The sequence below is a fragment of the Anabaena sp. PCC 7108 genome, from assembly GCF_000332135.1.
In the GTDB taxonomy this organism is placed as follows: domain Bacteria; phylum Cyanobacteriota; class Cyanobacteriia; order Cyanobacteriales; family Nostocaceae; genus Anabaena.
In genome coordinates, this window is record NZ_KB235896.1 from 2,135,825 (window position 1) to 2,150,100 (window position 14,276).

Annotated in this window: 11 protein-coding genes; 4 read left to right on the top strand and 7 right to left on the bottom strand. The window is 36.5% G+C overall.

All coding sequences use genetic code 11. From position 1 onward, the window contains the following. Positions 1-55 precede the first annotated feature (55 nt). The 5 genes from ANA7108_RS0110520 to ANA7108_RS0110545 form a co-directional block, all read right to left on the bottom strand. A complete protein-coding gene (locus ANA7108_RS0110520; RefSeq protein ID WP_016950748.1) occupies positions 56-1,333 on the bottom strand; it encodes a pitrilysin family protein in 1,278 nt (425 codons plus the stop codon). Positions 1,334-1,475: 142 nt separating this feature from the next. Continuing rightward, a complete protein-coding gene (locus ANA7108_RS0110525; protein ID WP_144052374.1) occupies positions 1,476-2,021 on the bottom strand; it encodes a hypothetical protein in 546 nt (181 codons plus the stop codon). Between the two features lie 12 nt (positions 2,022-2,033). Further along, positions 2,034-2,411 (bottom strand): hypothetical protein, encoded by a 378-nt coding sequence (locus ANA7108_RS0110530; RefSeq protein WP_016950750.1) that lies wholly within the window; start codon positions 2,409-2,411, stop codon positions 2,034-2,036. A gap of 128 nt (positions 2,412-2,539) precedes the next feature. Beyond that, positions 2,540-5,674, bottom strand: a complete 3,135-nt coding sequence (locus ANA7108_RS0110540) for an ATP-binding protein (protein ID WP_016950752.1) — start codon at positions 5,672-5,674, stop codon at positions 2,540-2,542. 10 nt (positions 5,675-5,684) lie between these two features. Continuing rightward, the gene (locus ANA7108_RS0110545; protein WP_016950753.1) at positions 5,685-7,298 is read right to left on the bottom strand and encodes a hypothetical protein; all 1,614 of its coding nucleotides are present in this window, start codon (positions 7,296-7,298) and stop codon (positions 5,685-5,687) included. A gap of 251 nt (positions 7,299-7,549) precedes the next feature. On the opposite strand from ANA7108_RS0110545, the gene ANA7108_RS0110550 reads away from it, so the two are divergent. Next, positions 7,550-8,005, top strand: a complete 456-nt coding sequence (locus ANA7108_RS0110550) for a DUF29 domain-containing protein (RefSeq protein ID WP_016950754.1) — start codon at positions 7,550-7,552, stop codon at positions 8,003-8,005. A gap of 114 nt (positions 8,006-8,119) precedes the next feature. Here ANA7108_RS0110550 and ANA7108_RS0110555 read toward each other — a convergent pair whose 3' ends face one another. Beyond that, entirely contained in the window at positions 8,120-8,848 is a 729-nt protein-coding gene (locus tag ANA7108_RS0110555; RefSeq protein WP_016950755.1) for a hypothetical protein, read from the bottom strand. A gap of 158 nt (positions 8,849-9,006) precedes the next feature. On the opposite strand from ANA7108_RS0110555, the gene crtD reads away from it, so the two are divergent. The 3 genes from crtD to ANA7108_RS0110570 all read left to right on the top strand — a co-directional run bounded on the left by crtD (position 9,007) and on the right by ANA7108_RS0110570 (position 11,977). Next, on the top strand, positions 9,007-10,521 hold the full coding sequence (gene crtD / locus ANA7108_RS0110560; protein ID WP_016950756.1) for a C-3',4' desaturase CrtD: 1,515 nt from the start codon (positions 9,007-9,009) through the stop codon (positions 10,519-10,521). A 163-nt stretch (positions 10,522-10,684) separates the two neighbouring features. After that, the gene (locus ANA7108_RS0110565) at positions 10,685-11,326 is read left to right on the top strand and encodes an EcsC family protein (protein WP_016950757.1); all 642 of its coding nucleotides are present in this window, start codon (positions 10,685-10,687) and stop codon (positions 11,324-11,326) included. A 15-nt stretch (positions 11,327-11,341) separates the two neighbouring features. Next, positions 11,342-11,977 carry a Uma2 family endonuclease gene (locus ANA7108_RS0110570; protein WP_016950758.1) on the top strand — a complete coding sequence of 212 codons (636 nt, stop codon included), beginning with the start codon at positions 11,342-11,344 and terminating at the stop codon, positions 11,975-11,977. 59 nt (positions 11,978-12,036) lie between these two features. Here ANA7108_RS0110570 and ANA7108_RS0110575 read toward each other — a convergent pair whose 3' ends face one another. Beyond that, positions 12,037-14,130 carry a hypothetical protein gene (locus ANA7108_RS0110575; protein ID WP_016950759.1) on the bottom strand — a complete coding sequence of 698 codons (2,094 nt, stop codon included), beginning with the start codon at positions 14,128-14,130 and terminating at the stop codon, positions 12,037-12,039. Positions 14,131-14,276: the final 146 nt, after the last annotated feature.

Genomic DNA, 14,276 nt, shown 5'->3' on the forward strand with positions numbered 1-14,276 from the left:
GTTAAGAAGAGATTACCAATGGATATTGAAAATGAAGGGTGGGGAAACCCCACCCCTATGCTGGTTTGATGACAACTACACCATAAGCATTGGGGGAAAGATATTGTTGTGCTGCTTGCAGAAGATGATTTGCATCTTGGGCTTGAATATAATCTGGGTAGTTAAATGCTGGTTCTAAATCACCAATTAAAGATTGATAATAACCATATAAGCCGGCGCGATCGCTTGGAGTTTCATTCCCAAACACAAACCTATTGGCTACACGTCGCCGCACACGGGCAATTTCCGACTCTTTTACCATCTCTGTTTGTAGTATATGCAGATGTTGTGCGATCGCTTCCTCTACTATTGCTAAATTTTCTACATCACACTTGGCGGAAATAGTAAAGACACCTTGCAACAAATTACTCATATTACTCACAGAAATTGAAGATACCAATCCCCTTTCTTCTCGTAAATCCTGCACTAATCTTGATGTGCGTCCATGTCCTAAAATTCCCGCAACAACATCTAGCGCATACGTATCATTTAACTCTATCAAACCAGGTACTCGCCAAATCATCACCAATCTGGCTTGCTGGAGACTTTCATCAACAAATTCCCCACGAACAATTTCTGTAAATGCTGGTTCGGGAATAACTGGTTTCTGTTCTCTGTTGACAGTTGATATTACCTTATTTTTACTAAATCCTTCAGCCACAATTTCTAGTAATTCTTCTACAGGTAAATTACCCACAGCTACCGCAGTAATTGATTGTGGTTGATACCAATCAGCATGAAAATCCCGCATTTGTTGCGGTGTAACTTGAGAAACCACCTCTTCTGGCCCCAGTACCGGACGACGGTAGGGTAAAGAATCAAAAGCAGTTTCCATTACCCGGCGAAAAGTACGACGACGGGGATTATCTTCTGAACGCCTGATTTCTTCTAGAACTACCAAACGTTCCCGTTCAAAAGCATCACCAGGAATACTGGCATTAAATACAACATCTATTTGTAGTGGAGCGAGTTCTGCAAAGTCCTGAGGAGCGGTATTTATATAATAATGTGTGTAATCTTGGCTCGTAGCTGCATTAGTTACTGCACCTCGTTCTTCAATTCGCCGTTCAAACTCGCCACTAGCTAGTCGCTGTGTGCCTTTAAAAATCATATGCTCTAAAAAGTGAGCCATTCCGTTAATCGCATCTGACTCTACAGCAGAGCCAATTTTTACCCATAAGCTGAGGTTAACTGCTTCCACGGGCATTTGTTCGGCGATAATTGTTAAACCATTGGGTAAATGGTGTAGCGTTGGCGCATTGAGGCGTGGGAATTTGAGCAAAGTTGATGTCATTGGTTGTGGTGAGGTGAAGAGCTTTGTTACTTCTCATATCTTACAACCCCCTCGATGGTGTAAACCCTGTAGAGACGTTTCAATTCAGATTACTGGCTTCTTAAAGAAGTCGGGGATCTTGTTTTTATGATCAAAGTCCTATTTATCTAAATAATCCTATTGATTGCAAACTGCTTAGTAATTGAGCAATACCTTGTGCAGCTAGTCCAACACCAACAGCTAAAGCAGAGGAAATTTCAATAATTCTTAGCAACCCACTAAACTTATCTTTTGCATCATCTAAATTATCTCTTTGATTTTGAATTTCAATAACTATATTATTATCTTTATGATTCAGAGAATCAACTAAATTCTCCATTTTTTTTATATGTCGTTCTTGTGTAGTAATGCGTTTTTTGAGATTTTCTAACTTACCATCCATCTGAGTTTTTATTTCACCAATTTTTTCTTTACACTCCTCTACATTAGTTTCACGAGTTTGAATTGCTGTTTCTACACTAGCAATTAAGTTATTATCTGAATTTGCATAAACTCCTTTACCACTTTTCAGCATCTTCAGTTTTTCCTGAAGACTTTCCATATCTTCCTGATACTCTTTTTGTGATTCTCCCAAAGTTTCAATTTGTTTACTATTATCTTTAATTTCATTTTCTAATTCTTGGCGATCGCTATATTCCATCTGTGACATAATTCTTAACCTCTATTTCTTAATTTCCCTAAACATATCTTGCAAATCTACCAAATATATGCTATTGACAAAATCTATCATTATTTGGCAATCATGGGCAATATTTTTCAATTCTTCGGCTTCAGGATTAGTGGTAAAATGTAATTGTGCTTTAGCAATTAATTTTGATAAATCCTGAAACTTAGATACAATTATCTTTTGTTCTTGCTGCATAGAAGCAACAGTTTTTAATGGAGAAATTCCAGATTTTTCTAATTCATAAAACCAGTCAGGTGCTAAAATTAGTTCTTCGTAGATTTTCAATAATTGTAAATAAGCATGATTGAAGTTTATAGCTTGATTTGCTAAAGTTTCGTAAGATAAAACCAGATTTTTAACTGCTATATCCAAAATACTTTTCTCCTATTTATAAAATTTATCAATTGTAGGTTGGGTAGAGCGATAGCGAAACCCAACATTCTGTATAATTTGTGAAGCGTTGGGTTTCCTTGCGTCAACCCAACCTACAGTTATTTTACTCATATTTGTAAATCACGTTTAACCTTATTAATTTTTGCTTGCTGAATAGCTAAACTCAACACCTCCGTTAACTTATTTTGTAATTCTTGTTTTTCATTTTGCGGACGTTTTAGAGTCTCTTTTAAAGATGATTCCTCAATATCGGTAATGCGTCTTTGTTCATAAGCAAGATTATCTTTTAATTTTTGAATATCCGCAACCTGTGATTCTTTATCTAAAACCTGCGCTAAATTGATTATCTGTTGTTGAACACTTTGTAATTGACGAGATGATTTTTGCCAAAGTTGTTGATAATGACTTCTACGAATACGGTTATTTGTATCCAACACTTTTTGATAGGATTGGTCAAATATTCCCAATTTAATATTTACCAAAGATTGTAATTCTACCAAATCCGTTAAAGTTAAATTACCAGCAAGTTGTAAATGCTTCAAACTGCGGATATTATTAGCATCAATGCGTCTATCTATTTGCAGTGATAATTCATCAGGAACTGGGTTTAAATCAAAACGTAATTTTCCAGCTAAACGATGAAAGATTTCCTGTTTTAAATCTGATAATAAAACTTGTAATCCTGTACAATCTTGAGAAACCTGATTTAACTCCTCCCGAATATCAGTTAAACTTTGATTGTGTTCTTTATCCAAACGTTGATATTCTTGTAAAGCAGTGGATAGTAAAGTTTCCTGACCTTGAATATACCAAGGACGGGATTTAATCACATCTTTAATTTTATCATTGGTAATAGAACTTTCTACCCCTAACTTTTCCTTAGCACTATTTTCATAAGGAATTTTTACCGGGTGGGGACGATACCAACCTTCCATATATAAGAAAGATTCACCAGGTTGTAACCGCGCAATTTCTTCCATTTGTGATTGGTCTAAAAGCATCGCTTGACCAATATCTTTTCGATCATCTGCTGACACCAAACGATGAGCAATTTTCACGTTTGTATTTTTGACAACTTCTGCTGCTACTCCTGTGGGTAATTGGTCAGCAATAATAATAGATTCTCTTAATGCCCGCATTTCTGCTAACATTCTTGTAACATAATTTGCGGCTTCTTGTTTTGTATTTGCATCTTCAGCGGAGGAAGTACCTAAATTTCTCCCGACTAAATTATGTGCTTCTTCTAATAATAAAATATGTTCAGGATTTCCGTCCTTTTCCGTGCGTTGACGTTTGATATATTCTCGAATTTTAGTTAGCAAAAAGAACGTCATCAAATTTGCTTGGTCTTGGTTTAAATAATCCAATTCTAAAATTGTGGGATATTTCAATAAATCAGCAATTGTCGGACTACTGCGTTGAGTATTTAACATCGCACCCACACCACGTTTTAATAAACTACCAATTCTCACTTCTAAAGCTGTTTTCAGGTTAGATTTTACCTCACCTGCGTAATCTTTGGTTTCAAATAAAGCGGTGATTTTATCATATAAATCCCGCATGGTGGGAATTTGTAAATTTTCTGGTGTTCCTTCTTCGCTTCCCGTCCATTCCCGGTCATAATATATTTCTTCCAATGCTTCGGAAAGTAAAGCGGGTAAAGGACCAGAAAGAGGTAACGCACCCCGAAAAGATGCTTCTAAATTAGAAATATGTTCATAAAAAGGAACACCTTGGGAAACTTCAAAGGGATTAAATCGAAAAGGGGAAATTAAATCATTTCCTAATGTGTAAACTCGTAATTGTTGTGTGAGAACTTTTAAAGATTTGAGAAATTCTATATCAGCGCGAGTAAATTTACTCAGATTAGGGTTGATAGCCAAAAGTGAACGATATTCAGTTTTCGCAGGTTCAAATACTAAAAATGGGATTCCATGACTCCACAACTGAGTTAGTAAATTAAAAGCTGTGGTGGTTTTTCCACTTCCAGGAACACCACAAATAAAAGCGTGTTTATTCAGTTGTTTTAATTCTATTTGTATTTTGTTTTCTTCACCTCGGTTAATTTCATAACCACCAAAATCAATCCATTGTTTATCTTTATCTAAACTGGTAATATCATTTTCTTGACTAATTCCCGCTACAGGTGCATCACTGGGTACAACTATGCGAAATAAACCACTAATTTCATTTAATGTTGCGTAGCGGTGTAAAGGTTTTAAATCTAAGACGCGCACACTACCTTTACCTGTGATAGAGTCACCACCAAATTCTGCTTCTCCTAATCCTTTATCCCATTCTTCCCAGTGGGTAGCGGTGGAAAGTTTTCCTAATTGGGTAGCTGCGAGACTGTCTGTAAATGTGGGATGATTGGGAGTGAGAATTACTGTGCGGTAGCGGCTTTTTTTCGTTCCACTTAATAACAATGTTCCTAAAACACTGCGAACTGCTAACTCATTTTTTCCCAAAACTTTGAAGCTATAACGAAATAAGCTTTCTGTGAGATAGGAAGATTGATATTTTTCATAAATCCGAGAAACTAATTGTGCGTTTCTGTCTCCTTCTTTAGCGGAACTCAAACTAGAACCACTACTAGCTTGTCTAAGTTGGGATAACATTTGGTCTAATGCGTTTATCCAATTAGATTTTTCTTGTAATGTGGTGGTATCTGGTTGAATAGTTATTTCCAACATTAGGGGACTATTGAAACGAGAAATAACTTGACAAACTACTAACATATCGTTAGCTTCATCTGCTTCTAATTGCAGTGGTACATAATAATTTGGTAGTCCTTTTGTATTTAGTGATGCTAAGGAATCTTTGGGACGAGTGCTGATAATTTCTTCGTGTTTGATTGCTTCACCAATACAATTTACCCAACTTAGATTTTGAATTTGGGGGACTTCTGTTTGTAATTCAATTTTATAAAATTGGTTGAGAAATCCATCGGTGATAATTTTTTTAATGTCTTCAGTAATTTGAGTTTCGGTATCTGGTGAAATAGGTTCTGATTGACTGACGACTAAATAAATACCCAGTCGTTTATCGAAGGGTGAACCGGGTGTATAGCGATAGCGAATGGAAAAGGTGAGGTTATAAACTCTACCGATATCACTGAGGAGGAGTAAGAAGTCTTTTTGACTGCTGAGGACTTTTTGACGTACTCCTTGTCCATATTGGGAGGTATATTTTTGGGATTTTAGATCAGGGAGTTGGGGTATTTGGAATATGAGGGGGAACATGGTTGAATAATTAAATTGATAATAGGTTTAATATTTTGTTTTTTTGATCATTAATGCTATTTCTTTCACTATATTTATTACTTTGAAATTCATTAGTAATATTGCCAGCAATTTTTATTAGCATTTTAGATATTATTGAAAATATATAACCAAGTACAATTGTTCCAAATATCTGAATCCCTACAGGATTATTATTAGCAATGGCAATTATAAAAAAAGCAATCATGTATGAAACTATTAAGAATATTGTTTGACTGGATTCTAATTCTTTAATAAATTTCTCTCTATTTTTAATATTTCTTTCTATAGGTGATAATTGCTCTTCATAAAATTTATTTACTTCACGTCTTAATCTTGATAACTCATCACGTAAGAAATTTAGATAATCATCTAATATTGAATTATATTCTTCATTTTCTTCTATATTAATATAGGGAACATTTTGAAAATTGTTTTTTGATATTACTTTTGTGTACACTGAAGTATTTATTGCTTCTATTTCATCTATTTTCCTATCAAGTGTAGACTTCATATTTTGAATTTGCTTGTACTTATTTTCACACATATTTTTTCTTTTAGTGATTTCATTTCTCAAACCATTTAAAAAATTATTGCAATCATCTTTTACTCTATTTCTACCTAATGTTGACAATAAAGTTATCAAATTATTGGCTATAAATTTCAAATTTTTATAAGACTTACCATTATAGTACAATTTAGAGTCGTTATTTGCATTAAATTCTTCTTTAATCAAAGAGATAGCAGTTAACAAATCGGGTTGGTAATAATTATTAAACTTACCCAACAATGAAACATCTATTTCAGATAAATTATGAGCAGCTATATTTCTAATATTTCGATTTTTACTTTGTAAACAATGAACTTGAGTTTCTATCAAGTCATCACGATTTATAACTTGATTGTTGATCTGTTTCATTGCTTCTTGACAAGCAGCCAATTCAAACAATTCATTTTCATCAACTGTTAATGCAGAATTTTCCATAGATTCCGCTCTTTCTAAACCATGATTTACATCCTTAATCGCTCTCACAACTAAATCGCTAAATATCTTAGTAATTAGTTCTTCGTATTTAGAATCTTGTCCATAGGACATAGAAGCTGTCTGACTTTTTAATTCGTTTAAATTTCCATATATCCAAAAATTTAAATATTCATCAAAATCATTATTTGATAGTAGATTTTTATCCTCCAGTCGTTTCAGTTTAGATTGTATTATTCTGTCAGCAATATTCTTCGGTTCTACCGTTAAATGTTGAGATACAGCAATAAAATCAAACCCCAAATTTACAATAGTCGTAGCAGCAGACCAACGAATTAATTCTGTTTGTCCTGACTTTGCTTGCTCACTTAAAATCGCCAACAAATCATCACTTTGCTTCAATCTTTCCCTAGTATCTACATCCGTAATCTTGCCAAAAGCCTGACTAGTTAAAGCCACCACTGCTTCTAATTTAATATTTCTCAATATTTCTACAAAAGCCTCAACAGGTGGACCATCACTTGTCGCTAATGCTTCAAATAAATCAATTTGTTCCCCTGCATTTTGACATTTCGGAAAGGCGTTAATGATATCAGCCGCAGTTCTGAGGCTGGAGTAATCCATACTGATGGTAGATGTGACAAGTTACGTCCATTGAGAATAACATAGGTAACAACGTAACAATACAGTGCTTATACTTAATTAACACTTAGTGAAAAATCTTGAATAGATCCAGATTCAGTAGAGGTTTAGCAATGCTTACTTGCGTAAGTCTTAACTAAGTTATTCTATCTATAGGTGGAAGCTGACTGAGATATTTAATTTTCTATATTATTGTATAATAGATTTATCTTCGTTTTTAAGAGGATTTGTCCATGAAAACAGAAGCTAAGTTAACCCTCTACGAAACTGACTTTAATCTCTGGTTAGAACAAACCGCGATTCTCCTGCAAGAAGGCAAATTAGAACAATTAGATATTGAAAATTTACTTGAAGAAATTGAAGGGATGAGTCGCAAAGAAAAAGATGCTTTAGAAAGTAATCTAATTCGGGTAATTCAACATTTACTTAAGTGGCATTATCAAATAGAAAAACGCTCTCCCAGTTGGTCTTATAGTATTTTTGAGCACTCTCGCAGACTAAATAAAGCTTTTAAAAATAGTCCTAGTTTGAAGGGTCACTTTGATGCTGTATTTGAAGAATGTTACTATGAAGCCTGCAAAGCGGCTGCTGTTGAAACCCAACTCCCTTTAGTTACTTTTCCTGAATCATGTCCCTTTACCAAGTCTGATGTTTTGGAAGTTAATGTTGATGATTATTTAATAGAATAAAATCTAATTTCCGACATTTTACATAAAATTATTTCCGTTTCAACTTTGATTAGTTTTGGGCAGGCAAGATGCCTACCCCACAAGAATTAGACCACTTCTGTTACTAAATTTTTATCAACTTTTTGCCATTGGTGGAAAAACAGAAAGGCTTTTTGGTACTTCAGGTACTTGAACTGATGGTAAAAATTTATCTGCCAACAATTGTTTGAAAGTATTTAAAGAATCTTGCCAATTCTGAACTCTTTGTTGCAAATCCTGTATTTTTTCTGCTGGGGTGTTACCAGCAAGAGGATAATTGAAGTTACCAGAAAATAAAATAGCAGCCGCTTGTTTTTCAGGAAACTGAACATTTACTTGGCTGATACCCAAGTTTAGTGTTCCCTGTTTTAAAGGATAAGTTAACTGCAAAGTAGCATTCACTTTTCCTTCTCCAAATTGCTGCCATGAGCCTGGTGATAAAAGTTTACCGCTTATGTATTGATACGCATCAGCTTCTGAGTCAAAGGTAGTAAATCCTCTAGGGTTAATTCCTACTGTTTGATACTCTACTTGGGATAGTTTGTCTATGAGGTTTTGAGTAATTTTAGGTATTAGTACTTCTGCTGTTTGTTTTGTTCCTATACTCTCCAATAACGTTACGCTGTTAGGTTGGGCTACAATTCCCAATCCATTGGTAAAGAAAATCTGAACTACACCATTGGTATAAGTAGGTTGTTTTGCTAACTCCCAATCTGCGGGAATAACTCCTGTGTATTTCAAGAAATCAGGAGTCAGAACGGTGGGATTGAGATTTTTGGCGATAATAACGATCGCTAATTCTTGGATTTCAAAATTTTTGCTCATAAACCTATGTGCTTTTTGACATTACTAATACTGTATACCCAAATACAAGTATAAATATAGCGTTTCCTAAAATTGATTTTCCCAGTTCCCTCTTTCCTTTGCCCAATTTAATTTAAAATTATAAGTAGTATTATTAATAATTGTAAAATTAAGTATCAATGCCTAGTCTTTCCCTTAACAAAAATCAATCCCGCGTCATCGTCGTTGGTGCGGGTATAGGTGGACTTACCGCCGGCGCATTATTAGCCCATAGAGGTTATAGCGTCTTAATTCTCGATCAGGCTTTAGTTCCCGGTGGTTGCGCTTCCACATTTAAACGTCAAGGCTTTACCTTTGATGTGGGTGCAACTCAAGTTGCAGGGTTAGAACCTGGAGGAATTCATCACCGCATTTTCTCAGAATTAGGAATTGAGTTACCAGCAGCAACGCCTTGTGACCCGGCTTGTGCGGTTTATCTTCCTGGGGAGTCTACACCGATTAATGTCTGGCGTGATTCTCAAAAATGGCAGGAAGAACGCCAAAAACAGTTTCCTGGTAGTGAAGCTTTTTGGCAATTATTAGCAACTTTATTTAATGCTAGTTGGGAATTTCAAGGACGTGATCCTGTTTTACCACCGCGTAATTTATGGGATTTAGGACAATTAATCCAAGCGGTGCGTCCGAGTACTTTCATAACTGCACCTTTCACATTATTTACTGTGGGGGATGCTTTACGGTTATGTGGTTTAGGGAATGATTCTCGACTACGGACGTTTTTGGATTTACAACTCAAGTTGTATTCTCAGGTTAGTGCGGAAGAAACGGCTTTGCTTTATGCGGCTACAGCTTTGAGTGTATCTCAATTACCCCAAGGATTGTTTCATCTCCAGGGTAGTATGCAAATTTTGAGCGATCGCTTACTATTTGCCTTAGAACGAGACGGTGGTAAGTTATTAATGCGCCACACCGTCGAAAAAATCAACGTTGAAAATGGCAAAGCTAACGCCGTAGTTATTAAAAATCAGAAAACTGGCGAAACTTGGACAGAATCAGCAGATCATGTAGTTGCTAACGTCACTGTCCAGAATTTAGTAGAATTATTGGGAGAAAATGCTCCATCTGGATATAAACAAAGAGTAGCCAAACTCCCCCCAGCTTCCGGTGCATTCGTGGTTTATTTGGGTGTAGACAAAAGTGCGATTCCTGCTGATTGTCCGCCTCATCTACAATTTTTATATGATGCTAATGGACCGATTGGGGAGAATAATTCTCTGTTTGTGTCTGTGAGTCATGAAGGAGATGGCCGCGCACCAGAGGGAAAAGCCACAATTATTGCTTCTTCTTTTGTTGATTTTACTCCCTGGTGGAATACTCAAGATTATGAAGGGTTAAAACAAAAATTTACCCAAGATGCAATATCTAAACTTTCGCAATATTTCTATTTAAAGCCAGAAACTATCATTTATGTAGAAGCTGCCACACCTAAAACTTTTGCTCATTTTACCGGCAGAGAAAGCGGTATTGTTGGTGGTATTGGTCAAAGAATTCCTACTTTTGGTCCCTTTGGTTTTGCTAATCGTACACCTATTAATAATTTGTGGTTAGTTGGTGATTCAACTCATCCAGGAGAAGGAACTGCGGGGGTGAGTTATTCAGCTTTGACGGTAGTTAGGCAAATTCAAGCTCAAGGGTAAAATTCTTTTTTTTCACGCAGAGGCACAGAGAAGAGATAACAAAAAAAATGATGACTTCATAAGTCACTTTTTTAAGTAAATTTAGTTTGTTAAAGTAACAACGTAATGTGTGTAATAATTATGAACAATTGCTCATTTGTATCCTTTATAGAGTTTTATCATCATGACTATAGTTTCAGTTCCCGGAGATGCCAATGATAATGACCCAATTAAGAAACTTCTAGATTGGATAGTTAATGTAGGGATAAATGGTTTTAGTGTTTTACCAGCAGCCAAGAAAGTTGCTGAAGATCATCTATCTGCGTGTGGATACGATAAAGATAAAGCTATAAATTCAATAATTGCTTGGAGAACAGCCTATGCTGCTGGTACTGGATTTGTAACCGGATTAGGCGGTTTAGCTACTTTACCTATAACTATACCTGCAAGTTTAGCATCATCTTACGCTTTAGCTGCTAATACTGCTGCTGCCATAGCAAGTGTAAGAGGTTATGATATTGAATCGGATCAAGTTCGTACTTTTGTACTTCTGGCATTACTGGGGGACTCAACTTTAGAAGTTATGAAGACAGTGGGTGTTAATCTAGGAACAAAACTCACAAAATCACTGATTAGTCAAATACCGGGAAAAGTATTAATAGAAATTAATAAAAAAGTTGGTTTTAGGTTAATTACTAAAGCAGGAGAGAAAGGAGTTGTCAATTTAATGAAGTTAGTCCCTATAGTTGGAGGTGTAGTTGGAGCGGGCTTTGATGGCACATTTGTTAATAAATGTGGTAATGCAGCAAAGAATCTATTTAATTAGTCAATAATTTGAAATATGGTAACAACAGCAACACCCGCAGAAACCAGAGCTTTACTTGAAAACATCACCTGGCAAACATTTAAAACTATGCTGGCTGAGATGGGTTCAAACCGCACAAACAGAATTACTTATGATCATGGAATAATAGAAATTATGACTCCACAAAAACCCCATGAAAACTCAAATCGTCTGATTGAGGTTTTCGTTGGGGTATTGTGTGAAGAGTTAGGATTAGAAGTTAACCGAGTTGGTTCACTAACATTAACAAGAGATGATTTAGAATATGGTGCAGAACCAGATAGCAGTTATTATATCCAAAATGAGTTATTAGTTAGAGAAAAAGAGAATATTGATTTAGCATTTGACCCACCTCCAGACTTAGTATTAGAAGTAGAATACTCCCGACCAAAAATAGATAAATTGAAGCTTTATGCTGCGATGGGAATTCCTGAATTTTGGCGTTTTAATGGAACTACATTAAGAATTTACACTCTTACAAACAAGCAATATTCAGAAACTCAAATCAGCCCCACTTTTGCACCTATCTCAATCAAAGAAATTCCCCGATTTATCGAAGAAAGTAAAAAGATTGGACAAATAGCCGCAACTCGCGTTTTCCGTAGTTGGGTTAGACTTCCATTAAATGAATAATATTAAATTAAACAAAAAAAGGGGCTGATTTTACACAGTCCCCTTTTTCCAATTACCCATTACAACCCATCACTAGTTGGAGATGGCTGAGATTGCTCAATTTTAGGCGATAACTCAGGCGATGATTCAGGTGACGCTTCTGGTGATGACTTAGGAAGAATAAATTGTCGCCAAGTTCTAATTTGTTCTTGGGCATCTCTATAAGCAGCACTACCACGTGGAATCAACCGAGCCGTAGCAATACTTCTAGCAACATCAACCTCACTTTGAGAGCGTGCCATTTGCAACAATTGTTGACTCCATTGATCAATAGCTACGTTCGCATCCATACGTAAGACGTTACGATTTGATACCCGATCCGCTAACTTGATCGCCTCAGCTAAAGCTTCTGGTGTCCCAGAAATTGCCACTTCTCGTGCTTTTGTCCAGTTGTCTTTCGCCCGGATTTGTTCTTGCCAAGTATCAACTGCTGTTTGGGCTTCACCTGCAAGCGCCCGTCCTGACGAAGCGATTTTTTGAGCTTCTCTAACAGCAGTATTTAAATCACCACTATCAGCGATGATGCGTGCTTGATCTAGATAAGGTTGATCTTGAATTTGCTGAATCTTAGCTGTCCAAGTCCGAATTTTTTTCCTTGCTTCTGGATATAAAGCACGACCAGATCGGATTTGACCTGCTTCCGCGATCGCAGATTGTAAGGAGCTAATATCTTCTAATAAAGCTATTTGTTCAGCACGCTCTAAATAAGGTCGATCTTCGATAGACTCCACTTGCCCACGCCAACGTCCCATCTCCTGCCTAGCTTCACTAGCACGGGGGTTACTATCGGGAATCATCTGTACTTCAGAAATGGCGGCAGTTAACTCGTTAATTGTGCCTTGACTGGCTAAATTTCGGGCTTTTTCTAAACGAGAAACATCTTCAATTTCTAATTGCCAACGAGCAATTAGTTGTTGGGCTTTGTCATAAATTTCTCTAGAAGCATCTATTTGTTGCGCTTGAGAAATGGCTGCTTCTAAACCAAAAACAGTACCTGTCCAAGCACTTCTTTGTGCTTCACCCAAAACAATAAAATCATCGATTTCAGTTTGTAATGAAGCAATTGGCGGAATTTGTCTGACAATTTCTAGGGCTGTATCGGCATCTCGATTTTTGATTTTCGCTTGTGCCAAGTTCAGCATCTTGCGCCCAAATTCGGGAATCAGTTCCTGTGCTTTTTGATGTAGGTAACTATCTGGTTTAATCGACTCTGCCAGCTTAATAGCTTCTAGTAAGTTATTGACTGAGCTATTTGCTGCTAGATTTTCAGCTTTATAAAGCTTATCTCCATCTTCCCGCGCGGTAACAATAATGTTATTTAATTGATCGTACTTGGTAGTCGCCCAATATTTATTGTTAACGCGCAACAGTTTAGATGACAGCATAAAAGCTGATTGCCAATGCCTTTCGCGCAGTTCTTTTTCTGATTCTTGATAGATTTCTTCTGCTTTTGACCAAATGGATTGCCATTTGGTAATTTGCTCTTCTACTAGTTTATGAGCTTCTAAGTCTGCGGGAATTTGACGAGCCGTAGCGATCGCTTCCTCTAAATTCCCGGCTTGGAAACTCTGATCAGCAAGCTGCAAAATATCCCGTGACCATTCTTCTAAAAAAGTATTAATTTGTCCCCTGAGTGGGTGATTTTGTGGCAGTTCCTTAACCAGAGCGATCGCTTGTAGCAAGTCACCTATAGTTTGCTTAGAAGCTGCTAACTGACCGCAATGTAAGCGTACTGAAGCACTTGCCAAAGGCCAAAAAATCTTTGGGCAGTTTGGTGCTGATGGTAACTTTAAGAGCATCGCTACTGACAAAAATGCCACACTACCGGGAACTAATGTTAGTAACACTGACCAAAATACCCAGCCTTTCATCCAACGAGGCATTCTTTCAGTCAGGTTACTGAAGTTAAAAGTTTCGTCTGAATGGTTAATTATAGGTAATCCTTCGGTATCGTTCTCTTTTCTCTGCTTCACTGACTTAGAGTTAGAACCAGTAGCTGGGACACCAGATGCTTGAGTTTTCCCAACTTGTGAAGTTGGGGAGATTTTTGTCTTTTGCTCTGGCTTTCTTGCTCTGGCTGGAGACCAACTGTCTGGAGTATCTCGCTCTGTCATCTCTCACACCAAATTAATTGAATAGCGGTCTGTGTTAGACCGATAATTCTATTTTCGCCATAGTAGCTTTCTTTAACGCCATTAAAAAGCTATTTTTTCAAGACTTATCCTCACAGATACCATTTACGATTTATGAGCATAGTATC

Excerpts from the sequence above, each read along its gene's own strand:
- ANA7108_RS0110520 (WP_016950748.1), bottom strand. The coding sequence starts at position 1,333 with ATGACATCAACTTTGCTCAAATTCCCACGCCTCAATGCGCCAACGCTA.
- ANA7108_RS0110525 (WP_144052374.1), bottom strand. The coding sequence starts at position 2,021 with ATGTCACAGATGGAATATAGCGATCGCCAAGAATTAGAAAATGAAATT.
- ANA7108_RS0110540 (WP_016950752.1), bottom strand. The coding sequence starts at position 5,674 with ATGTTCCCCCTCATATTCCAAATACCCCAACTCCCTGATCTAAAATCC.
- ANA7108_RS0110545 (WP_016950753.1), bottom strand. The coding sequence starts at position 7,298 with ATGGATTACTCCAGCCTCAGAACTGCGGCTGATATCATTAACGCCTTT.
- ANA7108_RS0110550 (WP_016950754.1), top strand. The coding sequence starts at position 7,550 with ATGAAAACAGAAGCTAAGTTAACCCTCTACGAAACTGACTTTAATCTC.
- ANA7108_RS0110555 (WP_016950755.1), bottom strand. The coding sequence starts at position 8,848 with ATGAGCAAAAATTTTGAAATCCAAGAATTAGCGATCGTTATTATCGCC.
- crtD (WP_016950756.1), top strand. The coding sequence starts at position 9,007 with ATGCCTAGTCTTTCCCTTAACAAAAATCAATCCCGCGTCATCGTCGTT.
- ANA7108_RS0110565 (WP_016950757.1), top strand. The coding sequence starts at position 10,685 with ATGACTATAGTTTCAGTTCCCGGAGATGCCAATGATAATGACCCAATT.
- ANA7108_RS0110570 (WP_016950758.1), top strand. The coding sequence starts at position 11,342 with ATGGTAACAACAGCAACACCCGCAGAAACCAGAGCTTTACTTGAAAAC.
- ANA7108_RS0110575 (WP_016950759.1), bottom strand. The coding sequence starts at position 14,130 with ATGACAGAGCGAGATACTCCAGACAGTTGGTCTCCAGCCAGAGCAAGA.